Here is a 25,342-nt window from a genome sequence, read left to right as displayed (position 1 = left end):
GCAACAGGGATACCGTGCCGCGTCATGTAAGGGGAGATGGAATTCTGTCCCCGCTCATCACCTCTGCCGGATGATCGTGCCGATCGCGTTGGCGACAATGCGCGACGCCGTCAGCGCGGAAAGGCCGGCAATGTCGGCCGGCGGGAAGAGTTCGACCAGATCGAACCCGACGATAGAGCCGCGCGTGCCGATGCCGGCGATAATGTCGATGACCTGTGTGTAGGTCAGTCCGCCCGGGGAGGGCGCGGCCACGCCCGGCAGGATGCTCGGGTCTAGCCCGTCGCAATCCACCGTCAGGACGACCTTCGTTCCCTCCGGGATATGCCGAAGAGCCGCTGCAGCGCCCTCGGCATGAATCTGCCGTGCTGTCACCAGCCGGCTGCCGAACCGCAGCGCATCGTCGACCTCTTCGCGACGCGCGCTGCCGATCCCGCGCAAGCCAACTTGAACCATACCCGTGACGTGAGCCATCTCGCTCGCCCGTCGCATCGGGCTCGAATAGCCGTATCGCTCATCGTGCAGGGTGTCTCGCCAGTCGATATGCGCATCGATCTGGACGATCCAGATCGGTCCCCTATCGGCAAAGCCCGACAGGAACGGGATGACCACGGAGTCGTCGCCACCCAGAAGAATGGGAACGGCGCCGGTCGCAAGAACCTCCCGTGTCACGGCTTCGATGCGCTCTCGATTGCCGGCATTGTCATCCATCCGTGTCGGCACGTTGCCAAGGTCGATGCAGCAATGTCTCCTGTCATCGAAGAGCGGCCCGCCAAGATCGAAATCCCAATGATCGATCAGGCCGGCGTCCTCGCGGCTTGCTGCCCGTATGGTGTCGGCAGCAGGCACGTAACCGCTGCTATCTTTGCCCGCATAGTTGCTCCCATGCCCGGCACCGAACACGGCCGCCACGGGCTTGAGGTTCTCCGAAAGCCGGTCCGGAAATCCAAGAAAGGCTGGCATCGCAGTCATTCGGGAGTCCTACGCTGTTCCGTTTCGAGGTCTAACACGTATACTGTCCCAGGCGACCTGACGCAGCAAGTCCGCATCAAGGGACAGAAATCAAATGACGCAAAAAGAACGCTTTTTGTCGCTTTGGATTTTTGAATGCGGTATGACAGCGAACGCTCAAGCAGCGAGTCGGAGTGGAGACGGGTATGAATTTGCGTTTGAAAGAGCGTTTTGGTAAAAAATTCGATGAGGAAATCCGGTTCTTCAAGGGCTGGCGCAGCAACATGAAGGCTGTGGGGGCGATCACGCCGACCTCCTCGATCGCCGCGCGGCGGATGGCGAGCGTCATCGATATCGGCTCGGGCCTTCCGGTCCTCGAGCTCGGGCCCGGAACGGGCGTCATCACCAAGGCCATCCTCGATCGCGGCGTTGCGCCCGACCAGCTCGTATCAGTCGAATATTCGAGCGACTTCTACACCCAGCTCCTGGCGCGCTTTCCCGCGGTCGAGTTCATCAACGGCGATGCCTTCGATCTCGGCACCACGCTCGGCCGCCGTGCCGGCGACCAGTTCGATTGCGCCATTTCGGCCGTCCCGCTTTTGAACATGCCGATGCCGCGCCGTGTCGCGTTGATCGAGGATCTACTGACCCGGGTGCCTGTCGGTCGCCCCGTGGTGCAGATTTCCTATGGTCCGCGTTCGCCCGTCGCCAACATGCCGGACCGGTTCCGCACCGAACAGCTCGATTTCATCATGCGCAATATCCCGCCGGCACGGCTCTGGATCTATCGCAAGACGCATTGATCCCGTCTTCAGCGCGAACGGGCACCGTCATGTTCGGTCTCTATATCAGCCATCCCGAGGTCTCGATCGATCCCGACGTGCCGATCCCGCGCTGGGGCCTTTCGGAGCGGGGTCGCGCGCGGGCCGGGATCGGAGCGCATTCCGGCTGGGCACGGCGTCTCGGTCGGATCGTCTCATCGGATGAGACGAAGGCGCTGGAGACGGCCGCAATTCTGGCTGCGGCATCGGGCGTAACCGTCGAGGTTCTGGAGAACACCGGCGAGAACGACCGCTCGGCGACCGGTTTCCTGCCGCCGGCAGAGTTCGAGGCGGCGGCCGACAGCTTTTTCGCCCAGCCTGCCGTGAGCTTTCGCGGCTGGGAAACGGCAGATGACGCGCAGGCCCGCATCGTCCGCGCCGTCACGGCCGTGCTCGATACGCACGATCCAAAGGTCCCGATCGCCTTTGTCGGCCATGGCGGCGTCGGCACGCTGCTTTATTGCCACCTCTCCGGCGTCCCCATTTCGCGGGTGCACGATCAGGGCCCCGGCGGTGGCGGCAATCTCTTTGCGTTTCCCCTCGGTCCAGTCCCCGCCAGCTTGAACGATCCCGCAGACACGGTTTTTTCCCTTGCCCGGCATCGCCCGGTGTGCAAGTGGACCCGCATCGAGGACTGGCAGGGGTGGACAGATGGCTGAGGCAGCGCGCGACAGGTTGATCATCGGTCTCGACGTGCCCACGATCGCCGAGGCGCAGGGCATCGTCGATGCGATCGGCGACGAAGGCAGGTTCTACAAGATCGGCTATCAGCTGGTCTTTGCCGGCGGTCTCGACTTTGCGCGGGACCTTGCCGCGTCGGGCAAGAAGATCTTCCTCGACATGAAGCTTCTCGATATCGACAACACGGTCGCCAAGGGCGTCGAGAACATCGCGCGCATGGGCATGACCATGCTGACGCTGCACGCCTATCCGAAAGCCATGGCCGCCGCTGTCGAGGCCGCGAAAGGCTCCGGCCTCTGCCTGCTGGGCGTGACCGTGCTGACCTCGATGGATGCGGACGATCTGAAGGCCGCCGGCTATGCCGACGATCCGCGCGCGCTCGTGCTGCGCCGCGCCGCCCAGGCAAGGGATGCGGGAATGGGCGGCATCGTGTGTTCGGCCGAAGAGGCTGCGATCGTGCGCGAGATCGTGGGCCCGGATCTTGCCGTGGTCACGCCCGGCATCCGGCCGGCGGGCGCCGACAAGGGCGACCAGAAACGGGTCATGACCCCCTTCGATGCGATTTCGTCCGGTGCGAGCCATCTCGTCGTCGGTCGCCCGATCGTTCAGGCGGCCGATCCGCGCGCGGCGACGCGTGCCATTCTCGACGACATGCGCCGCGCCAGCTGGCCCAGCAACGACTGACCGCTTCGGCGTGACATATTTCAGAGGAGACCATCATGGCCAAGGGATACTGGATCGCGCGCGTCGATGTTCGCGACGCCGAGCGCTACAAGGATTACGTCGCGGCGGCCAAGCCAGCCTTCGAGACGTATGGCGCCGTCTTCCTCGCGCGCGGCGGGCCGGTGGAAAAGCTCGAGGGCACCATCCGGGCGCGCAACGTGATCATCGAATTCCCCTCGATGGAGGCCGCCACGGCCTGCTACCATTCGCCGGAATACCAGATTGCTGCGGCCATCCGCCAGGAGATCGCCGATGCCGACATGCTGGTGGTCGAAGGCGTCTGAGCGGCGCCGTCCCTCTGCGACATGTTGCACTGCCTGATATCTTTCCGTACGAGGTGGGTTAAGCTATATCGCATGATTGATCATGCCTGAAAAAACACCCCATGCCTGAAAACCACCGGAGCGCCGTTCCATGACCCTGTCCAATCTTCCCCCGCTCGTCACCGTCTTCGGCGGATCGGGCTTCGTCGGGAGGCACGTGGTGCGCGCGCTTGCTCGGCGCGGTTTTCGCATTCGCGTCGCCGTGCGCCGCCCGGATCTGGCAGGCTTCCTGCAGCCGCTCGGCAATGTCGGCCAGATCTCCTTCGTCCAGGCGAACCTGCGCTACCGCCAGTCGGTCGATGCCGCCGTGCAGGGCAGCGATCACGTCGTCAACTGCGTCGGCATCCTGTTCGAGGCCGGCCGGAATACGTTCGATGCGGTGCAGGATTTCGGCGCACGCGCCGTGGCTGAAGCCGCTCGCAGCGTTGGCGCCTCGCTCACCCATATCTCCGCCATCGGCGCCGATGCCGAAAGCGAGTCCGTCTACGCCCAGTCCAAGGCGAAGGCCGAGAAGGCCGTGATGGAGATCAAGCCGGATGCGGTCATCCTGCGTCCCTCGATCGTCTTCGGTCCCGAAGACGGCTTCTTCAACAAGTTCGCCCAGATGTCGCGCTTCTCGCCGGCTTTGCCGCTGGTCGGCGGCGGCAAGACCGCGTTCCAGCCGGTCTATGTCGCGGATCTGGCCGAAGCCGTCGCCAAGGCAGTCGAAGGCAAGGTCGAAAAGGGCCGGATCTACGAGCTCGGCGGTCCGGAAGTGCTGACCTTCCGCCAGTGTCTGGAGATCATGCTGAAAGCGATCGATCGCAAGCGTGCGCTCGTCACGCTGCCCTTCGGTGTCGCTTCCCTGATCGGCAGCGTCTCCTCCCTGATCCCGCTCATCACCCCGCCGCTCACCACCGACCAGGTGACGCTGCTCAAAAGCGACAATGTCGTCTCGCCGGCGGCCGAAGCCGAGGGCCGTACCTTCAAGGCGTTCGGAATCGAGCCGACCTTGGTCGAGGCGATCATCCCGAGCTACCTCGTTCGCTACCGGCCGCAGGGTCAGTATACGCGCTCCGGCAAGGCCGCCTGAGCCTGCCTTGAAATGCTGGACCTGATCAGCCGCCGGTGATGAACCGGCGGCTTTTCTCTGTCCGGAACGACCGGCGTTGCAGTTCTGCCGCACTGCACATTTGCCGTCGGCCTTTACCGGCGATTCAACATGTTGCGTTATTGCTTGTGCCGGTGCTGGAGCATAGACAGCAGCCGCGTGCCTTTGTCAGGATCAGGGCACGCCATTCCGACATCTCGAAAGGCTAGAGAGTAAATGGGTAAGTCGATCGCAATTTTCTTTGCGTGCGCGGCATTGGTCATCGTTGCCGGCTCGTTCGCCGCGCCGAAGACCGTGGCAGGCAGCCACGATAACTGTGCGCCGGCTTATGGCGTCGATCCTTGCACGACGTCGTCGATCGGTCTCGTATCCGGCCGCTGACGTCTGTTGCGGCAACGATGTTACATCGGCTGCCGATAAGAATTCCAAGGGTATGGCGGGGGCCAGGAAACCGCATGCAGACCGTGATCGGCTGCATGCGGTTTTTTCTTGTCCGGTTCAGCCGTAGACGGTGAGGCCGATGAGGCCGACCGTGCCGACGATGATGCGCCAGATGGCGAACGGGGCAAAGCCGCGGCTGGACACGAAGGCGAGCAGCGAGCGCACGACGACGAGTGCCGAGACGAAGGCGGCAATGAAGCCGACGGCGATCAACGATGCGTCGTTGAAATCCAGCACGTCCCGGTTCTTGTAGAGATCGAGCACCGTGGCGCCGAGCATGGTGGGGATGGCGAGGAAGAACGAGAATTCCGCCGCCGAGCGCTTGTCCGTGCCCATCAGCAGCGAGCCGGCAATGGTCGCACCGGACCGGGACGTTCCGGGAATCATCGCGAGGCACTGGAACAGGCCGATCTTCAGCGCCAGCGCCGGCGTGAAGTCCATCATGTCGTGATAGCGCGGCTTCATCGGCATCCGGTCGATCGCGTAGAGAATGATGCCGCCGACGATCAGCATGATGCAGATCAGCTTCGGCGTTTCGAACAGAACGTTCTTGATGAAATCATGGGCGAGAAACCCGATGATCGCGGCCGGCAGGAACGCGAGCAGAATGAGGAGCACGAAGCGCCGGGCCCGGGGATCGCTGGGCAGGGCGATCAGGATCGACCAGAGACGCTGGAAATAGACGGTGAGGATGGCGAGGATCGCCCCGAGCTGGATGATGATTTCGAAGGTCTTTCCCTTCGACTCGAAGCCGAGGAAGTGGCCGACGAGAAGGATATGCGCGGTGGAGGAGACAGGAATGAACTCGGTCAGGCCCTCGATGAGGCCGAGAAGGAGCGCACTGAAGATCGAATGTTCGGGCATCAGGTAAGGTTTCCTTTAAGCAAAGGAGTTTAAGGGTTCAGGAACCGGGGGAGGGCCGATTCGCTTGAGTTCGGCAAGGCTTGCTTCTATAGCTGCGACGAGCGCTGTCTTATAGCTGTCTTCCCTCTGCCATGGCCAGCCGAAACCGCGCCCCGCGATCCGACCTTGAAAACCTGTTCCGAGACAGACGAAGCGATGCCCACACTCTATCATCACTCCATGTCCACAGCGTCCCGTTTCGTCCGGCTCATCCTGTCGGAATACGGCTACCAGACGGATCTGACGGAAGAGCAGCCCTGGGAAAAGCGGCGCGATTTTCTGGCGCTCAATCCGGCCGGCACGCTGCCGGTCTATGTCGATGACAGCATGCGTGCGCTCTGCGGCGCCGCTGTCATCTCCGAATATCTCGACGAGACCAATGGCGTGCTGAAGCGCGAGCGCCGGCTTCTGGCGGAAGACCCGTTCCAGCGCGCGGAAATTCGCCGCCTGACCGAGTGGTTCCTTTTAAAGATGGAAGCCGACGTGACCCGCCCTCTGGTGCGCGAGCGGATCTTCAAGCTGCAGATGACGGCGGACCAGGGCGGCGGCGCCCCGGACTCGAAAATGCTGCGTCTGTCGCGCGCCAATATCCGCCAGCATATGAAGTACCTGTCGTGGCTCGCGGGCTCGCGCACCTATCTGGCGGGCGACCGCCTGTCCTATGCCGACCTTGCCGCCGCCGCCGCCCTGTCCGTGCTCGACTACATGGGCGAGATCGACTGGACGGAGGCCCCTGCCGCCAAGGACTGGTATCAGCGGCTGAAATCGCGCCCCTCCTTCCGCCCGCTGCTGGCCGAGCGCGTGCGCGGCCTGACACCGGTATCGCATTATGCGGACCTCGACTTCTGATCCGCAAAGCCGCGCGGACGGCGCTCTTGCCCGTCGCCGCGCAGGCCTCACTTCCTTCCTGAAGGCCGAGGCGCGCGACAAGGGCTTCGATGTCTGTCGCATCACGATGCCGGACACCATACCGGATGCGCCGGCCCATCTGGCGGATTTCCTGGACAAGGGCTACCACGGCACCATGGACTGGATGGCCGAGACCGCCGAGCGCCGTGCCGATCCCCGTGCGCTGTGGAGCGAGGTGCGCTCCGTCGTGATGTTCGGCATGAATTACGGCCCGGACCATGACCCCCGCACCGTGCTGGACTTGAGGGATCGTGGCGCGATCTCGGTCTATGCGCAGAACCGGGATTATCACGACGTCATCAAGGGGCGGCTGAAGGAGGTCGCGACGCGGTTTGCCGCGCGCGCCGGCGCCGACGTCAAGGTGTTCGTGGACACGGCGCCGGTGATGGAAAAGCCGCTCGCCGCGCAGGCGGGTCTTGGCTGGCAGGGTAAGCACACCAACCTCGTCAGCCGGACGTTCGGCTCCTGGCTGTTTCTCGGCAGCCTGTTCACGACGGAAGATCTTGAGATCGATACGCCCGAGCAGGATCATTGCGGTTCCTGTCGCGCCTGCCTCGACGCCTGTCCGACGAATGCCTTCCCGGCGCCCTACAAGATCGACGCGCGCCGCTGCATCTCCTACCTCACCATCGAGCACAAGGGGCCGATCGATCCCGCCCTGCGCCCGGCCATCGGCAACCGCATCTATGGCTGCGACGACTGTCTTTCGGCCTGCCCCTGGAACAAATTCGCGGCCGTGGCACGCGAGATGAAGCTGAGGGCGCGCGCCGATCTCGCGGCCCCCTCGCTGGCTCTTCTCATCGCGCTCGATGATGCCGGTTTTCGCAGGCTGTTCTCCGGCTCCCCGGTCAAGCGCATCGGGCGGGATCGCTTCGTGCGCAACTGCCTGATCGCGGCCGGCAATTCCGGCGATCCCGCGCTGGTGTTCCCGTGTCGCGCGCGCCTGACGGATGCTTCGCCTGCGGTGCGGGGGATGGCCGTCTGGGCATTGTCGCGGCTGTTGTCGCCGGACGCATTTCGGGCGCTTGCCCGTGAGCGACCTCAGGACGATGACAGCGAGGTCTTGGACGAATGGATACGCGCAGGAGCCGCATGATGGACGTTCTCATTCTGGGTGCGGGTTTCTCCGGCGCCGCCATCGCGCGCCGTCTTCTGCCGGAGGCACGCTCGGTCGCGGGCACCACCCGTTCGCCCGAGCGCCAGCAGGGGCTCGCCGATATGGGCCTTGAAGCGCTGATCTATGATGGCGAGACCCTCTCTCCCGCGCTTCGCGCCGTGATGGCGCGCACCACGCACCTCGTCCAGTCGATCGCACCCGGCAAGGCCGGCGATCCGCTGATGCGGCCCGGCATGCCGGATGTATCGAGCCTCATGCCGAACCTGCGCTGGGTTGCCTATCTCTCCACGGTCGGCGTCTACGGCGACCATAAGGGCGCCTGGGTGACTGAAGACGCGCCGCTCGACCCGGTATCGACCCGCTCACGAGAACGCGTGGAGGCGGAAGAAGCGTGGCTCGAGACCGGCCGATCAACCGGCATTCCTGTGGCCGTTCTGCGCCTGTCCGGCATTTACGGACCCGGCCGAAACGGCTTCCTCAATCTTGCCAACGGCACGGCACGGCGTCTGGTGAAGCCGGGGCAGGTGTTCAACCGCATCCGCGTCGAGGATATCGCCGGCGCCGTGGCGTTCCTCAGCGAGAAAGGCATGGGCGGGGTCTTCAACGTCACGGACGACGAGCCGGCTCCGCCGCAAGATGTCGTGCTGGAGGCCGCGCGTCTGATGGGCGTGACGCCGCCCCCGGAAATCGCCTTCGAGACGGCAGAACTCTCGCCGATGGCGCGAACCTTCTATGGTGAAAACAAGCGCGTCTCGAACGCAAGGCTGCGGGCTGCCGGATATACCTTCCTGCATCCCGACTACCGCCAGTCGCTGCGTCAGATGTGGAACGAGGATTGCTGGAAAGTCTGAGCCCAACGGCTCGATATCCTTTGCCGGCGACACAACCTAATCGAGAAATCGTAGCGCCGTGAGGACTTCCAGATGATGGATTTCTGACGGTTTCAAAATTTTAATCTCATTTTATCTAGCCTGTGGAAAAACCATTCCAGAAAACACCGTATTTCTGAATCGTTTTGATTCCACGCCGTTTTTTCCGATACAGACTGGTGATTCAAAATTTTAAGAAATTTCAACAAGTGGCTGGGTGAGTAAAACCTAACCGTTGCTTAACGGTTGAAGCTCTTTTTCGCCATTTTTGCCCCGGACAAGCCGTCTCGTTCGCTGAAGAGCAAGACGATACGACGAAGGGGTACCTGGTTGACGAGACGAAAACTTGCGAGTGTCGCACTGTCGGCATGCGTTGCTTTGGGGGCAACTTTTACATCCATCACACCATCACAAGCCGCAGGTGCCGGATGCGGCGGCGCTTCCTGGTACGCACTCTCATCCCGCACCGCCTCCGGCGAGCGCATGAATGCGAAATACCTCACCGCCGCACACCGCAGCCTGAAGTTTGGCACGCGGGTGGAAGTCACCAACAAGCGCAACGGCAAGAGCGTCGTCGTCCGCATCAACGACCGGGGCCCTTTCATCCGGGGCCGTGTGCTTGACCTCTCGAAAGCTGCAGCGTCGCAGGTCGGCATGGTCAGCGCCGGTCACGCCAGCATCTGCTATCGCGTCGTCGGTTAAAGCCCGACAGTCGAAAAAGGTTCCGGACGAAATCCGGATCTGACGAAAAACGACCTCCGCGGCATGGGCCTGTGGAGGGAGGAGCAAGGTCGCAAAGGGCCTTCCCGCTTGCTCTTCGCTTTCATCGCCGGTACACGCGCCACGATAGACGATGGGTCTGTGCTGCCGAACGATGGAGTGTGAGCGATGCGACTGGGTGGACGACTTGCCGGTGCGATCGATGTCCTCTCCGACATCGAGACGCGAAAACGCCCGGTTGCGGATGCGCTGAAGGACTGGGGCCTTGCCCATCGGTTTGCCGGCTCCGGCGACCGCGCCGCCATCGGCAACATTGTCTATGATGCGCTCCGCCGCAAACTGTCCCACGCCTATCTGATGGACGACGATAGCGCGACTGCGCTTGGGCATGCCGTCATGCTGCGCCAGTGGGGCGAAACGCCTGAAACGCTGGCGGCAAGCCTGGAGGGCGACCGCTTTGCGCCGCCCCCGCTGCCGGAAGCGGCCCTGGCCGCGTTCCGCAGCCGCAACCTCGAGGATGCCCCCGTTTTTGTTCAGGGCGACATTCCGGAATGGGTCGTACCCTCCTTCCAGCTGGTTTTCGGCGATCGATGGCTGGAAGAAGCCGCGGCACTCGCCGAACGCCCCGCACTCGACCTGCGCGTCAACACGCTGAAGGCCGATCGCGCGAAAGTGCTGAAAGCGCTCGATGAGGCCGGCGTGCGGCCGACCGAAACCGCGCGTCAGGGCCTTCGTGTCGCGCCCGGCGAAGGTCCGTCTCGTCTCCCCAACGTCACCGCCGAGCTTTCCTTCCAGAAGGGCTGGTTCGAAGTCCAGGACGAAGGCTCGCAGATCGTTGCCGATCTCGTCGGCGCGACCGGTGGCGAGCAGATCCTCGATTATTGCGCCGGCGGCGGCGGTAAGACGCTGGCTCTCTCGGCGACCATGGACAACAAGGGTCAGGTTCATGCCTTCGACACCGACCGCAAGCGCCTGGCGCCGATCATCGAGCGGCTGAAGCGGGCGGGCACCCGCAACGTTCAGGTTCACGACCGGCCGCAGGCGCTCGCCGGTCTGACGGAGCGCTGCGATGCCGTTCTGGTGGACGCGCCCTGCACCGGCACGGGCACATGGCGCCGTCGGCCCGACACGAAGTGGCGCCTGAACGAGCGCAACATCGAGGAGCGCCAGGGCCAGCAGCGCGAGGCGCTGGCGGAGGCTGCGCGCTACGTCCGGCCCGGTGGTCGCCTCGTCTATGTCACCTGTTCCGTGCTTGCCGAAGAGAACGACCAGCAGGTCGATCGCTTCCTGGCGGAAAACCCGGGCTTCACCGCCCTGCCGGCGATCGACAGCTGGAACGCGCTGTTCGGCACCTCGGCTCGCCGCCCCGTCACGCGCGACGGCCGCACGCTGACGCTGTCCCCGGCATCCACCGCGACCGATGGCTTCTTCTTCGCCATGCTGCAGCGGCAGGGGTGACAGGTTCAAAGCATTCTAAACTATACACTTTGACACCAGTTTAATTTTCGTTCATGAGGATCGCACGGGGCAGGGGCATGCCGGAAGGCACGTCCGGTCCCGGATCCGTTTCACACGCGCGGTATTCCTGTCCGGCTCTGCGGGCGGGCTCCGCCGAGGAGAGGTCATGACCGTATCATTCCTTCGCGCCGCCGCCTTGGCGCTGGCCACTGCCACCTCCGTGCTGGCGCTTCAGCCGGCCCAGGCCGCCACCGATGCCGCAGCCGTGCTCAAGCATTACTCCGACGTCGCCCATGCAAAATTCGAGGATGCCCTGACGACCGCGCAGGCGCTCGACAAGGCCGTCGATGCGCTGATCGCGACACCGAGCGAGGCGACGCTGAAGGCCGCCCGCGAGGCTTGGCTGGCCGCACGCAACCCCTACCAGGAAACCGAGGTCTATCGTTTCGGCAATCCGATCGTCGATGAATGGGAAGGCAAGGTCAACGCCTGGCCGCTCGACGAAGGCCTGATCGATTACGTCGATCCGAGCTATGGCAACGAGAGCGACGAGAATGCGCTCTTTACCGCGAACGTCATCGCCAACAAGACGATCTCGATCGACGGCAAGGAAATCGACGCCTCCAAGATCACGCCGGAATTCCTGTCGGGCACTCTGCAGGAAGCCGACGGCATCGAGGCGAACGTGGCGACCGGTTATCATGCCATCGAATTCCTGCTCTGGGGGCAGGATCTGAACGGCACCGGACCGGGCGCCGGAAACCGTCCCTACACCGATTACGATACCAAGGCCTGCACCAACGGCAATTGCGATCGCCGGGCCGCCTATCTCAAGGCTGCGACCGATCTGCTCGTTTTCGACCTGAAGGAAATGGTCGCCAACTGGACGCCGGATGGTGCCGCCACGAAAAATGTCGAAGCCGATCCGAAGGCCGGGCTCACCGCCATTCTGACCGGCATGGGCTCGCTCTCCTATGGCGAGCTTGCCGGCGAGCGCATGAAGCTCGGCCTCCTGCTGCACGATCCGGAAGAGGAGCATGACTGCTTCTCCGACAACACCTACAACTCGCATCTGCATGACGCGATCGGCATCGAACAGGCCTATCTCGGCACCTACACCCGCACCGACGGCACGAAGCTGACCGGCCCCTCCTTGTCGGAACTCGTCGCGGCCAAGGATCCGGCCGTGGATGCGGAGATGAAGGAAAAGCTTGCGGCGACCGTGGCTGCGATGCAGGCCATGGCCAAGCGCGGCCAGACGGTCGAGGCCTACGACCAGATGATCGCGGAAGGCAATACCGCGGGCAACGCCGTCGTCCAGAAGGCGATCGACGGGCTGATCGCCCAGTCGAAGACCGTCGAGCGCGTGCTGACCGCACTCGATCTCGGCAAGATCGAGCTCGAAGGCTCCGACAGCCTCGACAACCCGAACGCCGTCTTCCAGTGAGAACCGCGCCCGGACGCGCCGACGCCTGATCCGCGATGACCGCCCGGACCCCTCACCGTTTCATTACGCCTGTTGCCGCCGCGAGCCTCGCGGCGGCTTTCGTCGTGGCAGGGGCGGGGATATGGGTCGGCGCGGGGGCAGGCGGGCAGTCCGCCCGCCTGAATACGCCGGTCTTCGCGTCGGAGCCGGCACTTCCGCTGTCGGGAGATGTCGACGGGCGGAGCGACCTGTCGGAAAAGGACAGGCGCCGCGTTGCCGATGTGACGAGGCCAACGCAAGACGTCTCCCGACCCGAGCCTTTCGAGGCCATGGCCGGTGGCGCGGGAACCTCGACCGCAAGGCCGGACCGGGCTGGGCTCACCCATCCCGCGGCCAATCTGGATGCGGAGGCGGAAGAACGGTTTCGCCTCGGCAGCGCGCTTTTCGAAAAGCTCTGGGTGTCCTCGCCCTCCTCGACGCAGGCCTCGGATGGCCTTGGGCCGCTTTACAACGCCCGCTCCTGCGAGACCTGCCATGTCCGGGATGGACGGGGACGGCCGCCGGCCGGTGGTGCCGGAAGCCCCTCCCTGGTCATGACGTTCGCGTTCCCCGACCCGTCCCGATCCGGTCGGCACGGCGATCCCGTCTACGGTCGTCAGTTGCAGGACAGCGGCGTGCCCGGCCTGCCGGCCGAGGGTCGTCTCGCGCTGCGCTACGACGAACTTTCGGTCACGCTTGCCGGTGGCGAGCGTGTCGGCCTGCGCCGCCCCGTCTATGGGATCGAAGACCTCGCCTATGGTCCGCTGGACAGTGCCACCCGCCTGTCGCCGCGTCTCGCGCCGCCGATGACCGGTCTCGGCCTGCTGGAGGCGATCGATGCGGGCGATATCCTTGCCCATGCGGACCCGAGGGATCGCGACGGCGATGGCATCAGCGGCCGGCCGTCCTGGCTTGCGCAGGGTGCGGACGATGCTCCGGTTCTCGGCCGGTTCGGCTGGAAGGCGCAGGCTCCGACCGTGCGGGCCCAGGCGGCGGCTGCCTTTGCGACGGATATCGGGATCTCCACGCCCGACGACATGAGAAGCCATGGCGACTGCACCGCCCGACAGCCGCGATGCCTTGCCCTTGAGGACGGCGTGCAGGCCCGGCTGGGAACGAGCGAGGCGCCCGATCCCGTGCTCGATCTCGTCGCCTTCTACGCCCGCCATCTGGCCGTCCCGGCGCGACGCAACGTCGCGGCGCCTGCGGTGCTCACGGGAAAGCGGATCTTCTCCGAGGTGGGCTGCGCCTCCTGCCACGTTGCGAAATTCGTCACCCGCCGCGATCCGGCAGCGCCATCGACTGCTTTCCAGCTCATCTGGCCCTATTCCGACCTGCTCCTGCACGACATGGGCGAGGGCCTGTCCGACCCGGCTGCCGGCAGCAGCGCTGAACCCGAGGATGGCGCAACGCCGCTGCCGGGGGAATGGCGGACGCCGCCGCTTTGGGGTATCGGTCTTGCGCACACCGTCGATGCGAGGGCGGGCTTCCTGCATGACGGACGGGCGCGGACGCTGACCGAGGCCGTTCTATGGCACGGCGGCGAAGCGCAGGCCGCGCGCGATCGTTTCGTATCCCTCGACGCCGCGGATCGCCGGGCGTTGCTTGCTTTTCTGGAGTCGCTCTGATGCGTCTATGGACAGCCTTTCTGCTCACCGTGGCGCTCGCCTCGGCCACCCCAGCCTTCGCGCAGGAGGCGGACGAGGATGTCGCAGCAGCACCGCCGAGCGGTCTGGTGTCGGAAGCCGTGCCGAAGGTGATGGCGCGCGCCGTCGATGGCTTCATCCGGCCCGGCTACCGCGAACTGGTCGAGCGCACCGGTGCCCTTGCCGACCATCTGCGCCCACTCTGCCACCGTCCGTCCGAGACATCGCTCGCCCGCGCCAAGCGCGCCTTCTCCGACGTCACCGCTGCCTGGTCCCGCATCGAGATCGTCCGCGTCGGGCCCGTTCTCGATGGCAACCGGTTCGAACGCGTTCTGTTCTTTCCCGATCGCAAGAGCACGGGTCTGAAGCAGGTCCAGCGCATCCTGGCCGAAAGCGACGAGACCGCGACGATCGCAAGCGCGCTGCGTGGCAAGAGCGTTGCGGTCCAGGGGCTGGGCGCACTGGAATATGTCCTGTTCGGCACCGATGCCGACGAACTGCTCGACGCACCGGACGGGTTCCGGTGCCGCTATGCCCGCGCCATTGCCGACAATCTCACGAGCGTGGCTGCGGAACTGAGCGCCGCCTGGGAAAATCCACGCGGTGTCCAGGCCGCCTGGAAGGCGCCGGGGCCTGACAACCCGCTTTACCGGACGTCGGGAGAGGCGGCAACCGAGCTTCTCGGCATCCTCGTTCACGGGGTGGAAAGCCTGCGCGACCAGCGGCTGCGCCCCGTCTTTGCGGGCGCGATCACCCCTGCGCCGTCGCCCGGCCATCCGAAGCTTGCCGTCTACTGGCGCTCGGGCGAAACGATGGATTCGGTTGCCGGAAATGCGCGGGGTCTCAAAGCCCTTTTCGATGCCTCCGGCATGCGCGCGCTCCTTCCTGCCGACAAGCAGTCGATCGCCGCCTCGATCGATATCGTTTTCAACGAGCTCATCGCCTCGGCCGATGCCGTCGATCAGCCGATCGACAAGGCCCTGATGGATACGGGGGAACGCCGGAAACTCCTTCTCGTTCTGCGCAATGCCAATGATCTGTTGCAGCGATTGAATATGGATTTCGGTGCCGCGATCGGGCTCGGTGCCGGCTTCTCCTTTGCCGACGGCGACTGACGGGGCGGCCATGACGCAATCCGCGATCACCCTACGTCCGGTCCTTGTCGACCGACGCGCTTTCCTCTCGATGGCCGGCGCCGCCTGGGCCGTGTCGCTTTCCCCCGCGGCGGCCGCGGTCCTCTCCCGCACGGACGCCGTCTTCGCCTCCGCCTTCCGGGCGGGCGACGGCGCCTACGGCATTGCCACCGTTTCCGAGGAAGGCGAGGTCATCGACCGGCATGTCCTGCCGGATCGAGCCCATGGACTGGCGCATTCCGCCGTCTCCGGCCACACCGTCGCCTTCGCCCGGCGCCCCGGCACCTTCGCGATGGTCCTCGATACCGCCGGGCGCGATGAGCCTGTCGTCATCACCGCCAGCGAGGGGCGACATTTTTTCGGTCACGGCTGCTTCTCGGCAGACGGTCGGCTGCTCTACGCCACGGAGAACGACTTTGCCGGCAATCGCGGCATGATCGGCTTCTATGACGGCACGGACGGCTATCGTCGCATGGGCGAGTTCCCGACCTACGGCATTGGCCCGCACGATATGACGCTGTCGCCGGATGGACGTCTTCTGGTGGTCGCCAATGGCGGCATCGAGACGCATCCGGATTTCGGACGCACCAAGCTCAATCTCGATCACATGGAGCCCTCGCTCGTCCTCATCGACACGGCGACCGGCCGGCTGGTCGAGCGTCACGTCATGCCACCGCATCTGCGGCAACTCTCGACGCGTCACGTCGATATCGATGCCGGCGGCCGCATCTGGTTCGCCTGCCAGTACGAGGGTCCCCGCAATGCCCGTCCGCCGGTTGCCGGTGCCTTCGCACCGGGCGAGGACATGAAATTTCTCGATCTGCCGGAAGAAGCGGCGGCAGCGCTCGCCAATTATGTCGGCGCCATCGCCGTCCACCGGGCGGAGGGGCTGGTCGGCCTCGCCTCGCCGAAAGGCGGCGCCGTGGTCACCGTCGACGCGCGGACCGGCACATTCGTCAAGCTGGAAAAGCTCGCCGACGCCGCCGGCATCGCGCCCGCAAAACGCCCGGGATTTGCAGTGTCATCCTATGACGGGCGCTTTGCGGAACGAACCAGTCCGATCGCCTGGGACCAGCATATCATCCGCACCCGCCCGACGTGAGCGGGCAGCACGCCCTGCACGCTCGCCCTGCACAAAAGCCGCCCGTTCTGCCGCTGCCTGTCAAAGGCGCGGCGCCGCCCTAAATTCCGCTTCCTGCCTCGACCGAATTCGCACTGATTGGACCCCCATGCGCCCTCCGCTGATCTACGCTCTCTTCATCGTCGCCGTGGTCGCCTGCGGCCTGCTGATCGGGATCAACAATATTCCCGGCGAATGGTACCAGTCGCTTCAAAAGCCGCCGTTCAACCCGCCGAACTGGATCTTTGCGCCCGTCTGGACGACGCTCTACGTGATCATCGGTTTTGTCGGTGCCCGCACCTTCCTGCAGCATCGCCACACACGCGCCATGCGGTTCTGGGGCGCGCAGATGCTGTTCAATTTTGCCTGGTCGCCGCTGTTCTTCGGCCTTCACGAGATCGCTCTGGCGCTGATCGTCATCCTAGCATTGCTGATTTCGGTCTATGCTTTCATCGTCACATCCTGGCGGCAGGATCGCCTCTCGGCATGGCTCTTCGTGCCCTATGCCGCCTGGGTCTCGTTCGCGACGCTGCTGAACGGCTCTATTCTGCTCCTCAACTGAATGTGCTAAAGGGCAAGCCCTTGCGGGCGAGGGGACGTGCGTGCCAGTCTCCCGCCGTTCCGAGCGAGAAGCCGGCAGCAGACGTTGTCCGGAGCCGCCGATCCGGTGGCATTGGGGTGTTGGACATGGATGAGACGATCGACCACGACTTTCGCCTCCGTGTCCGCCGGAGTTTCGACCGGCAGGCCTTCATGCGGACGATCGGTGCCGAGCTGACGCGCGTCGAGCAGGGCATGGTGGAGATCGAGCTGCCCTTCGACGAGATGATGACGCAGCAGCACGGCATTCTCCACGCGGGCATCATTTCCTCTGCACTGGAAACCGCAAGCACCTATGCGGGCTATTCGGTGCTGGAACCGGACGCCGGTCTGCTCACCATCGAGTTCAAGGTCAACCTGCTGTCGCCCGGCCGCGGCGAGCGTTTTCTGTTTCGCGGCGAGATCACCAAGCCGGGCACGACGATCATCGTCTCCGACGGCCGCGCCTATGCGATGTCGCAGGACGCCCCGCCCAAGCTGATCGCCTCGATGACGGCCACCAAGATGGTCGTGCGCGACCGCGAAGGATTTGCAGAGTGAGCGAACGGAACGACGACATGCCCGAACATCTGCTGAAACAGGCGGGCGATCGAGCCGTCCTCTACGTCATGGCGGCAGAGGCGGAATATGGCCCCCATCTGAAGACGCGGATGACGCCGTTGATGACGGGCGTCGGCCCGGTGGAGGCCGCGGTCTCTGTCACGCGCGCCCTGCAGCGACTATCCGCCGCAAATCGTCTTCCGGCACTTGTCGTCTCCCTCGGCTCGGCCGGCTCCGCTAGGCTCGAGCAGGCGGAAGTGTACCAGGCGACATCGGTTGCCTATCGCGACATGGATGCATCGCCGCTCGGTTTTGAAAAAGGAGCGACACCTTTCCTCGACCTTCCCGTCACCGTTCCGCTGGCTCTGCGCGTTCCCGGCCTCGCCGAAGCGAGCCTCTCCACCGGCGGCAATATCGTCTCGGGCGCGGCCTATGCCGACATCGCCGCCGACATGGTGGATATGGAAACCTTCGCCGTGCTGCGCGCCTGCCAGGCCTTCGGCGTGCCGCTGCTGGCGCTGCGCGGCATTTCCGATGGCAAGGCGGACCTTCGCCATGTCTCCGACTGGACGGCCTATCTCGACGTGATCGACGAGAAGCTCGCGGCCGTCCTGGACAGGCTCGAAACGGCGTTGGCGGAAGGTGCGCTCGGCCTTTGAGGCAGGCAGACGCGGGTTAGACGTTGCACTTGCCGGCCTGTTTATTTAAAGGCTCGGAATGATCCCGCGCGTGAAAAGGCCAGGCATGACCGAGATAGCCCATCCCGACAGCATCCTCATTATCGATTTCGGCAGCCAGGTGACCCAGCTCATCGCGCGCCGGGTTCGTGAAGCCGGCGTCTACTGCGAGATCCACCCGTTCAACAATGCCGATGAGGCCTTCGCCCGGATGGGTCCGAAAGGCGTCATCTTCTCCGGCGGCCCGGCCTCCGTCACGGCGGACGGCAGCCCACGCGCGCCGCAGGCCGTGTTCGACAGCGGCATTCCGCTGCTCGGCATCTGTTATGGCCAGCAGACGATGTGCACGCAGCTCGGCGGCACCGTCGAAGGTGGCCACGCCGCCGAATTCGGCCGCGCCGACGTCGAGATCAAGGCGGCAAGCCCGCTGTTTGACGGCCTGTGGGAGGTCGGCGGCCGCTATCCCGTCTGGATGAGCCATGGCGACCGCGTGACGCAGCTGCCGCAGGGCTTCGAGGTCATCGCCACCTCCGAAAACGCGCCGTTCGCGATCGCGGCCGATGAGAAGCGCCGCTACTACACGACCATGTTCCACCCGGAAGTGGTGCACACGCCGGATGGCGGCAAGCTCCTCTCCAACTTCGTGCACAAGATCGTCGGGCTGAAGTCCGATTGGACCATGGCCGCCTACCGCGCCGAAATGATCCGCAAGATCCGCGACGACGTGGGCGACGGCCGCGTCATCTGCGGCCTTTCCGGCGGTGTCGACAGCTCGGTTGCCGCCGTGCTGATCCACGAGGCGATCGGCGACCAGCTGACCTGCGTCTTCGTCGATCACGGCATGATGCGTCTCAACGAGGCGGACGAAGTGATCACGATGTTCCGCGACCACTACAATATCCCGCTCGTTCATGTAGACGCGTCGGACCTGTTCCTGACCGAGCTTGCCGGCGAGGTCGATCCCGAGGTCAAGCGCAAGATCATCGGCCGCCTCTTCATCGAGGTGTTCGAGGCGGAAGCCGCGAAGATCGCGGCCGACGGCAAGGGCGCCCCGGCCTTCCTCGCGCAGGGCACGCTCTATCCCGACGTGATCGAAAGCGTGTCCTTCTCGGGCGGCCCGTCCGTCACGATCAAGAGCCACCACAATGTCGGCGGCCTGCCGGCCCGCATGAACATGAAGCTGGTCGAGCCGCTGCGCGAGCTCTTCAAGGACGAAGTCCGCGTGCTCGGACGCGAGCTCGGTTTGCCCGAACGCTTCGTCGGCCGCCATCCCTTCCCGGGCCCGGGCCTTGCCATTCGTTGCCCCGGCGGCGTGACGCGCGAAAAGCTCGACATCCTGCGCAAGGCCGATGCCGTCTATCTCGACGAGATCCGCAAGGCCGGCCTCTACGACGTCATCTGGCAGGCCTTCGCCGTGCTGCTCCCGGTCCAGACCGTCGGCGTCATGGGCGACTACCGCACCTACGACTTCGTCTGCGCCCTGCGCGCCGTCACCTCGGTCGACGGCATGACGGCCGATTTCTATCCCTACGACATGACCTTCCTCGGCCGCACCGCAACCCGCATCATCAACGAAGTCCGCGGCATCAACCGTGTCGTGTACGACATAACGTCGAAGCCGCCGGGCACGATCGAGTGGGAATAAGACCACGCAAGGAGCCGGTACGCCACGCGATGTGACGCGCCGGCTTCTTCTCTATCGTCTTTCTTCCTATTCCATGCTCTGCCAAGGCGTAATCGTTCACTTTTCGTTCTTGAACGATGCGGTGGTTCGGCTATAGAGGCGGAACAGGATGGAGGCCAAGGTGAAGCAGAGCGCGATCGTCATTCCCGGAGACACGCCGGAGATCAGCTGGCACATTCCGGTCCTCGAATTTGCCGGGCCGCACGCCAACGCGGTACCGAAGGTCTATATTCAGGCCGCCCTGCATGCCAACGAACTCCCCGGTGTCGCTGCGCTTCACCTGCTGTGTGCACGGCTGGGCGATGCGGAAGCTGCGGGTATGATCCGGGGCGACATCACCATCGTGCCGCAGGCAAATCCCATCGGTGCGGCACAAGCGCATTTCGGCGAGATGAAAGGCCGCTTCGACCTGGGGTCGCGCGGCAATTACAATCGCGATTTTCCCCTGATCGCCTCGTCCGCACGGCACGAGTTGCTGCTGGGTCTCGATCGGCTCACTGCGCCGGAACGGCTGAAGCGGGAGCTGCTCCACCGCGCGCTCGGCGCGGATCTGGTGCTCGATCTCCACTGCGACGACGAATCGCTGCCCTATGCCTATATCGATAGCGCCTTCTGGCCTGAGGCTTCCGACCTCGCATCGGCCCTGCAGATGGACGCGGTCTTCCTGTCCGACGGAGAAAGCTCGGCTTTCGAGGAGGCCGTTTCCTACGCCTGGAAACAGGAGAGGGGCGGCAAGGACTTCTTGCTGCCGGGTCGCCTCTCGGTGACGGTGGAGTTGCGCGGGCGTCGCGACGTCGGCCCGAACGTGGCGCGTCGCGATGCCGACGGGCTCTGGGCGTTTCTTCAGGCCCGCGGCATCGTGGAGGGCGACGCACCCGCGCTTGAGCCTTATTCCGGCCCGGCCTTCGCTCTCGACACGATCGAAATGATCAAGGCGCCTGTTCCCGGCACCGTTCTCTTTCATCGCGACATCGGCGAACGCGTCGAGGCCGGCGACCTGCTGGCCGTCCTCATCCCGCGACCCGGCTTTCCGGAGCACGATGTGGAGGTGCGCGCGCCGCAGGCCGGCCTGGTCGTCACGCGGTCGTCCGCCCGCTTTGCCCGCCGCCGCGACGACCTGATGAAGATCGGTTGTGCCGGAAACACCGGAGCCGGCCGCAAATCCGGCGCGTTGGAGGACTGATCATGGTGACGACCCTTTACGGCATCCGCAACTGCGACACGATGAAGAAAGCCCGGACCTGGCTCGATGGCCGCGGCATCGCATATCGGTTTCACGACTACAAGGTCGATGATATCGACCGTGCATCCCTCTCGGCTTGGTGCGCCGCGCTGGGTTGGGAGAGCATCCTGAACAAAGCAGGGACAACGTTCCGCAAGCTTCCGGACGCGGACAAGCAGGATCTCGACGCGGGAAAGGCGATCGCCTTGATGCTGGCCAACCCGTCCATGATCAAGCGCCCGATCCTCGATCATGAAGGCGCACTGACCGCCGGCTTCCGGCCGGAGGCCTATGAGAGGCTTTTCGGAAACTGAGCCCCCAAAGGGAAACGGGCCATGTCGAAAACGACACGTGCAACGCAGGCGCTGGCAAAGGCCGGGATCGCCTTCACCACCCATAGCTATGACTACGACCCTTCCGTCGATCGGATCGGCATGGCGGCGGCCGAAGCCATGGGCGAGGCGCCACATCGCGTGCTGAAGACGCTGATGGCAGAGGTCGATGGCAAGCCGGTCTGCGTGGTCGTGCCATCCGACCGCGAGGTGAACATGAAGAAGCTGGCTGCCGCCGCATCGGGCAAGTCCGCGGCCATGATGAAGCCGGCCGCTGCCGAGCGGCTCACCGGCTATCATGTCGGCGGTATCAGCCCGTTCGGGCAGAAAAAATTGGTGCCGACCTTCCTTGAGGAAGCGGCACTCGCCGAGCCGCTGGTCTATATCAATGGCGGGCAGCGCGGCCTGCAGGTCCGTCTTGCACCGGCCGATGCGGTTGCGGTGCTTGGCGCTGCAGCCATGCCGCTCGTTACATAAGGGAACGCCATCAAGGTGTTGGATACGAAGCGTTAACCAAAATCTCCTTACATCAGGGTGACAGAAGGAGAATCGGTGTGAACATGACGACAGGACACGACGCCCGGGGCGCGCAGAGCGGGATCATCGCATTTCCGCTGTCCGGACGGACAAACCTGATCCGCCGGTGCGCGGCCGAGCTCGAAGCCGTTCATGGCGAAGCGGCCGTGACCTACTGGCGCACGGCCTGCCGCAACCTTGCCGACGATCTCGCCACGTTGGGCTGTGACGAAAATGACATTCATCATCAGGTCATGGATTTCCAGACGGAAGTGCAGCTTGAAATGATGCGCCGCTATAGCGAGCGTCTCGAAGCAGGCGCCGATGCGGACCCGGAAGAAGGCCACCGCGCCCGCACCTGACGCTTCATTTCAGTGAAAAACGGGCCGCCGGCTCCCAGGGGCCCCCGGCATAGTGCCAGAGACGAAGTCCGGTGACCGCGAAATCCCATGGAGCGAAGTCTTCGGATAGCGATGCCTGAAGCGCGCGTGCAGTGTCCGGGGAGACCTTGTTCTGCACCGTCACATGCGGTCGAAAAACCTCCCGGTCCTGTCGCGTCAGCCAAGGGCTCCATCGCTGCACGAGTGCGGTTCGCAAACCCTCAAGGGCAGGGCTCGACAGGGCAAAGGCGACGCCGTTTCCAAGAAAGCGAACGGTCTCGACCGTTGCCGCGATGGGCCGCAACCCGGCCGTGGCCTCGTCAAGATGCTGCTCTATAGCCGCTCTTTCCGCACCCGGCAGAGCATGGAACAACGTGATATGTGCCGATAGCCAGTTTCGCTCCGGTGGAAAATGTCGGGCGCGCAGAAGATCGAAGTGGTCCTGAGCCATGGCCTCCATCTCGGCTGTGAGGATCAGGGGCCGGTGTGAAACATGCGGCAAACGGCCATCATCGCCGTGTTGCGTCTCGTTGTCAGTCATCGTCTCGTGTCCTGTCATCAGCCGATTTTACGGCTGCGCGCCCGGCCCGGATGTAAAAATCGCGCATCCCGTCATTTTTAGCTTGTAGCTCTAGTCGCTAGAGCCCTTACAACCATGACCTAACAAGAGGGAGTTGATGATGGGCGAGATGCGAAAGACACGATTTGACGTTTCGGGCATGGACTGCGCTTCGTGCGCGTCCAAGATCGACACCGCTGTCCGGCGCGTGGCCGGGGTCTCGGATGTCGCGGTCTCCGTCACGACGCAAGCCATGACCGTTCATCACGACGAGACGACCGACCTGGACGCACTGGCGCGCAAGGTTTCCGGTCTCGGCTACAAGACCGTGCCTGCGAACCGGACGCCGGCGAATGCGGCACCTGCGCAGGCTTCTGCGTGTTGCAGCGGACACGCCCATCACGATCATGGCGGCCATGACCATGACCATGACCATGACCATGACCGTGAGAAGCACGATCATGATCACGGTAACCATGCCCATTCCCACGAGGCACAGCGTCCGACGTCCGAAAGCGCCGCCGCGTCCCTTCCGTCAGGTCTGCACGGCCATGATCATGGGCCCACGTCCGGACCCTGGTGGGCATCGGCCAAAGGCCGGTTGACGCTTCTCTGCGGCGGTGCGCTCGTGCTTGCCTACGCCGTCGGGCATCTGTTTCCCGAGTTTGCGTCCGAAGCCTTTCTCCTTGCGCTGCTGGTCGGCCTCGTGCCCATCGGCCGGCGCGCGATCATGGCGGCGCTGGCGGGAACGCCGTTCTCCATCGAGATGCTGATGACCATTGCCGCCATCGGCGCCGTCATCATCGATGCCGGAGAAGAGGCCGCAGCGGTCGTCTTCCTGTTTCTTGTCGGCGAACTGCTCGAAGGCGTGGCCGCCAGCCGCGCGCGGCGCAGCATCCAGGCCTTGTCGGACCTCGTGCCGAAGACGGCCTTCCTCGAAGACGGCGACGTCACGCGCGAGGTGCAGGCAGACGCGCTGGTGCCCGGCAACATCATTCGCATCCGCCCCGGCGACCGCATTCCTGCCGATGGCGAGATCCTTTCAGGCGAAAGTGCGATCGACGAAGCGCCGGTGACGGGCGAAAGCGTGCCCGTTCGCAAGGTTGCGAGCGAGCCGGTCTTTGCCGGTACCGTCAATGGCGAGGGCGTGCTGCGCGTGAAAGTGACCGCGGCAGCGGCTGACAACACGATTGCCCGTGTGGTCCGCCTGGTGGAGGAAGCGCAGGAGGCGAAGGCGCCGACCGAGCGCTTCATCGATCGCTTCTCGCGCTACTACACCCCGGCCGTGGTCGTGGTCGCGGCGCTGGTCGCCATCCTGCCGCCGCTTCTGGCCGGCGGCTCCTGGTCGGAATGGGTCTACAAGGGTCTCGCCATCCTCCTCATCGGCTGCCCCTGCGCACTGGTTATCTCGACGCCGGCCGCCATCGCGGCGTCCCTGTCGGCCGGCGCCCGTCGGGGGCTGCTGGTCAAGGGCGGTGCTGTTCTGGAAAAGCTCGGCACGGTCGATACCGTGGCCTTCGACAAGACGGGAACGCTCACCGAAGGACGCCCCGTGGTCACCGATATTCTCACCTTCATGGGCGAGGAGAGCGAGATCCTGCGCCTCTCGGCCGCGCTCGATGCCGGATCGAGCCATCCCTTGGCGCTCGCCATTCTCGCCCGTGCGGAGGCTGACGGCATCGCCTATCCCGCAGCCGAAGGTGCATCGGCACAGGGCGGCAAGGGCGTCGCGGGAAAGGTTGGTTCGCAGAGCCTCTTCCTCGGCTCGCCCCGGGCCGCAGGCGACATCGCGCCGCTGACCGCAGATCAGTCGAGCGCCATTCAGGCGCTGAACGACGACGGCAAGACGGTCTCGGTGCTCGTCATCGACGGACAGGCGGCGGGTGCCATCGCCATGCGCGACGAGCCGCGCAAGGACGCCCGGCAGGCGCTGGCCGCGCTCAAGGCGAACGGCATCCGCACGGTCATGCTCACCGGCGACAATCGCCGCGTGGCAGAGGCCGTCGGGCGTGATCTTGGCATCGACGTGCGCGCCGACCTCATGCCGCAGGACAAGCAGACCATCGTGCGTGAGCTGAAGGCGCAGGGCGCGACGGTGGCCAAGGTCGGAGACGGCATCAACGATGCGCCCGCACTCGCGGCGGCCGATATCGGCATCGCCATCGGTGGTGGCACGGATGTGGCGCTCGAAACCGCGGATGCCGCTATTCTTCACGGGCGCATCGCCGATGTCGCAGCGCTGATCGATCTGTCGAAGCGCTGCATGGCGAACATCCGCCAGAACATCGCCGTCGCGCTCGGTCTGAAGGCTATCTTCCTCGTGACGACCGTGGTGGGCATCACCGGCCTCTGGCCGGCGATTTTGGCGGATACCGGCGCAACGGTGCTCGTCACCATCAACGCCCTGCGCCTCCTGCGCGTCCGCGCCTGATCGTTCAACAACGACAAACGCCCGGCATCTCTGC

General features: G+C 64.6%; 28 protein-coding genes. 24 read left to right on the top strand and 4 right to left on the bottom strand.

Going from position 1 to position 25,342, the window contains the following annotated elements; translation table 11 throughout:
* Positions 1 to 57 precede the first annotated feature (57 nt).
* Positions 58 to 969, bottom strand: coding sequence for an agmatinase (locus C8J36_RS13235; RefSeq protein WP_132535536.1), 912 nt, complete (start codon positions 967 to 969; stop codon positions 58 to 60).
* A gap of 185 nt (positions 970 to 1,154) precedes the next feature.
* Between C8J36_RS13235 and pmtA the strand changes: the two genes are divergently transcribed.
* The 6 genes from pmtA (at position 1,155) to C8J36_RS13205 (ending at position 4,967) form a co-directional block, all read left to right on the top strand.
* Entirely contained in the window at positions 1,155 to 1,751 is a 597-nt protein-coding gene (gene pmtA / locus C8J36_RS13230) for a phospholipid N-methyltransferase PmtA (RefSeq protein WP_132535534.1), read from the top strand.
* A gap of 29 nt (positions 1,752 to 1,780) precedes the next feature.
* Positions 1,781 to 2,428 (top strand): histidine phosphatase family protein, encoded by a 648-nt coding sequence (locus C8J36_RS13225; protein WP_132535532.1) that lies wholly within the window; start codon positions 1,781 to 1,783, stop codon positions 2,426 to 2,428.
* Positions 2,421 to 3,134 carry an orotidine-5'-phosphate decarboxylase gene (gene pyrF / locus C8J36_RS13220; protein ID WP_132535530.1) on the top strand — a complete coding sequence of 238 codons (714 nt, stop codon included), beginning with the start codon at positions 2,421 to 2,423 and terminating at the stop codon, positions 3,132 to 3,134. Before C8J36_RS13225 ends, pyrF begins: the two co-directional genes overlap by 8 nt.
* A gap of 35 nt (positions 3,135 to 3,169) precedes the next feature.
* Positions 3,170 to 3,457: a DUF1330 domain-containing protein gene (locus tag C8J36_RS13215; protein WP_062595324.1), complete on the top strand. Its 288-nt coding sequence runs from the start codon at positions 3,170 to 3,172 to the stop codon at positions 3,455 to 3,457.
* Positions 3,458 to 3,587: 130 nt separating this feature from the next.
* Complete coding sequence (locus tag C8J36_RS13210; protein ID WP_062595323.1) at positions 3,588 to 4,568, top strand: complex I NDUFA9 subunit family protein; 981 nt, start codon at positions 3,588 to 3,590, stop codon at positions 4,566 to 4,568.
* A gap of 234 nt (positions 4,569 to 4,802) precedes the next feature.
* Entirely contained in the window at positions 4,803 to 4,967 is a 165-nt protein-coding gene (locus tag C8J36_RS13205; RefSeq protein WP_092931659.1) for a hypothetical protein, read from the top strand.
* A gap of 117 nt (positions 4,968 to 5,084) precedes the next feature.
* Here C8J36_RS13205 and C8J36_RS13200 read toward each other — a convergent pair whose 3' ends face one another.
* Positions 5,085 to 5,891 carry an undecaprenyl-diphosphate phosphatase gene (locus C8J36_RS13200; protein WP_132535528.1) on the bottom strand — a complete coding sequence of 269 codons (807 nt, stop codon included), beginning with the start codon at positions 5,889 to 5,891 and terminating at the stop codon, positions 5,085 to 5,087.
* Between the two features lie 195 nt (positions 5,892 to 6,086).
* On the opposite strand from C8J36_RS13200, the gene C8J36_RS13195 reads away from it, so the two are divergent.
* Genes C8J36_RS13195 through C8J36_RS13185 form a run of 3 tightly spaced genes read left to right on the top strand, consistent with a single transcriptional unit; the run spans position 6,087 to position 8,807 of the window.
* Positions 6,087 to 6,779: a glutathione S-transferase family protein gene (locus C8J36_RS13195; protein ID WP_062595585.1), complete on the top strand. Its 693-nt coding sequence runs from the start codon at positions 6,087 to 6,089 to the stop codon at positions 6,777 to 6,779.
* On the top strand, positions 6,760 to 7,935 hold the full coding sequence (gene queG / locus C8J36_RS13190) for a tRNA epoxyqueuosine(34) reductase QueG (RefSeq protein ID WP_132535526.1): 1,176 nt from the start codon (positions 6,760 to 6,762) through the stop codon (positions 7,933 to 7,935). The genes C8J36_RS13195 and queG overlap by 20 nt, the downstream gene beginning before the upstream one ends.
* Positions 7,935 to 8,807 (top strand): SDR family oxidoreductase, encoded by an 873-nt coding sequence (locus C8J36_RS13185; protein ID WP_132535917.1) that lies wholly within the window; start codon positions 7,935 to 7,937, stop codon positions 8,805 to 8,807. Before queG ends, C8J36_RS13185 begins: the two co-directional genes overlap by 1 nt.
* 257 nt (positions 8,808 to 9,064) lie before the next feature.
* Here C8J36_RS13185 and C8J36_RS25335 read toward each other — a convergent pair whose 3' ends face one another.
* Entirely contained in the window at positions 9,065 to 9,310 is a 246-nt protein-coding gene (locus tag C8J36_RS25335) for a hypothetical protein (RefSeq protein WP_245506575.1), read from the bottom strand.
* Between C8J36_RS25335 and C8J36_RS13180 the strand changes: the two genes are divergently transcribed.
* The 14 genes from C8J36_RS13180 (at position 9,204) to C8J36_RS13115 (ending at position 22,300) form a co-directional block, all read left to right on the top strand.
* The gene (locus C8J36_RS13180) at positions 9,204 to 9,527 is read left to right on the top strand and encodes a septal ring lytic transglycosylase RlpA family protein (protein WP_244481235.1); all 324 of its coding nucleotides are present in this window, start codon (positions 9,204 to 9,206) and stop codon (positions 9,525 to 9,527) included. The genes C8J36_RS25335 and C8J36_RS13180 overlap by 107 nt on opposite strands.
* 186 nt (positions 9,528 to 9,713) lie before the next feature.
* Complete coding sequence (locus tag C8J36_RS13175) at positions 9,714 to 11,003, top strand: RsmB/NOP family class I SAM-dependent RNA methyltransferase (RefSeq protein ID WP_132535524.1); 1,290 nt, start codon at positions 9,714 to 9,716, stop codon at positions 11,001 to 11,003.
* Positions 11,004 to 11,169: 166 nt separating this feature from the next.
* Positions 11,170 to 12,450, top strand: a complete 1,281-nt coding sequence (locus C8J36_RS13170) for an imelysin family protein (protein WP_132535522.1) — start codon at positions 11,170 to 11,172, stop codon at positions 12,448 to 12,450.
* A gap of 35 nt (positions 12,451 to 12,485) precedes the next feature.
* On the top strand, positions 12,486 to 14,096 hold the full coding sequence (locus C8J36_RS13165; protein WP_132535520.1) for a di-heme oxidoredictase family protein: 1,611 nt from the start codon (positions 12,486 to 12,488) through the stop codon (positions 14,094 to 14,096).
* Positions 14,096 to 15,229 (top strand): imelysin family protein, encoded by a 1,134-nt coding sequence (locus tag C8J36_RS13160; RefSeq protein WP_132535518.1) that lies wholly within the window; start codon positions 14,096 to 14,098, stop codon positions 15,227 to 15,229. The genes C8J36_RS13165 and C8J36_RS13160 overlap by 1 nt, the downstream gene beginning before the upstream one ends.
* A 10-nt stretch (positions 15,230 to 15,239) precedes the next feature.
* Positions 15,240 to 16,349, top strand: a complete 1,110-nt coding sequence (locus C8J36_RS13155) for a DUF1513 domain-containing protein (protein ID WP_132535516.1) — start codon at positions 15,240 to 15,242, stop codon at positions 16,347 to 16,349.
* A 127-nt stretch (positions 16,350 to 16,476) separates the two neighbouring features.
* Positions 16,477 to 16,929: a TspO/MBR family protein gene (locus C8J36_RS13150; protein WP_062595313.1), complete on the top strand. Its 453-nt coding sequence runs from the start codon at positions 16,477 to 16,479 to the stop codon at positions 16,927 to 16,929.
* 125 nt (positions 16,930 to 17,054) lie between these two features.
* On the top strand, positions 17,055 to 17,507 hold the full coding sequence (locus C8J36_RS13145; protein WP_062595312.1) for a PaaI family thioesterase: 453 nt from the start codon (positions 17,055 to 17,057) through the stop codon (positions 17,505 to 17,507).
* 17 nt (positions 17,508 to 17,524) lie between these two features.
* On the top strand, positions 17,525 to 18,166 hold the full coding sequence (locus tag C8J36_RS13140) for a 5'-methylthioadenosine/S-adenosylhomocysteine nucleosidase (protein ID WP_132535915.1): 642 nt from the start codon (positions 17,525 to 17,527) through the stop codon (positions 18,164 to 18,166).
* Between the two features lie 85 nt (positions 18,167 to 18,251).
* A complete protein-coding gene (guaA, locus tag C8J36_RS13135; RefSeq protein WP_062595311.1) occupies positions 18,252 to 19,829 on the top strand; it encodes a glutamine-hydrolyzing GMP synthase in 1,578 nt (525 codons plus the stop codon).
* Positions 19,830 to 19,989: 160 nt separating this feature from the next.
* Positions 19,990 to 21,051: a succinylglutamate desuccinylase/aspartoacylase family protein gene (locus C8J36_RS13130; RefSeq protein ID WP_132535514.1), complete on the top strand. Its 1,062-nt coding sequence runs from the start codon at positions 19,990 to 19,992 to the stop codon at positions 21,049 to 21,051.
* Between the two features lie 2 nt (positions 21,052 to 21,053).
* Complete coding sequence (locus C8J36_RS13125) at positions 21,054 to 21,404, top strand: ArsC family reductase (RefSeq protein WP_132535512.1); 351 nt, start codon at positions 21,054 to 21,056, stop codon at positions 21,402 to 21,404.
* Between the two features lie 21 nt (positions 21,405 to 21,425).
* On the top strand, positions 21,426 to 21,899 hold the full coding sequence (gene ybaK / locus C8J36_RS13120; RefSeq protein WP_132535510.1) for a Cys-tRNA(Pro) deacylase: 474 nt from the start codon (positions 21,426 to 21,428) through the stop codon (positions 21,897 to 21,899).
* A gap of 83 nt (positions 21,900 to 21,982) precedes the next feature.
* A complete protein-coding gene (locus tag C8J36_RS13115) occupies positions 21,983 to 22,300 on the top strand; it encodes a DUF6074 family protein (protein ID WP_245506568.1) in 318 nt (105 codons plus the stop codon).
* Positions 22,301 to 22,304: 4 nt separating this feature from the next.
* Here the strand turns inward: C8J36_RS13115 and C8J36_RS13110 are convergent, their stop codons facing one another.
* Positions 22,305 to 22,859, bottom strand: a complete 555-nt coding sequence (locus tag C8J36_RS13110) for a 2'-5' RNA ligase family protein (protein ID WP_132535508.1) — start codon at positions 22,857 to 22,859, stop codon at positions 22,305 to 22,307.
* Positions 22,860 to 22,998: 139 nt separating this feature from the next.
* Between C8J36_RS13110 and C8J36_RS13105 the strand changes: the two genes are divergently transcribed.
* Positions 22,999 to 25,308 carry a heavy metal translocating P-type ATPase gene (locus C8J36_RS13105; RefSeq protein WP_132535913.1) on the top strand — a complete coding sequence of 770 codons (2,310 nt, stop codon included), beginning with the start codon at positions 22,999 to 23,001 and terminating at the stop codon, positions 25,306 to 25,308.
* Positions 25,309 to 25,342 lie beyond the last annotated feature (34 nt).

Source organism: Rhizobium sp. PP-F2F-G48, assembly GCF_004342335.1.
In the GTDB taxonomy this organism is placed as follows: Bacteria; Pseudomonadota; Alphaproteobacteria; order Rhizobiales; family Rhizobiaceae; genus Ferranicluibacter.
Note: the sequence above shows the minus strand (reverse complement) of the source record. Positions and strands in the feature narration are given on the sequence as shown.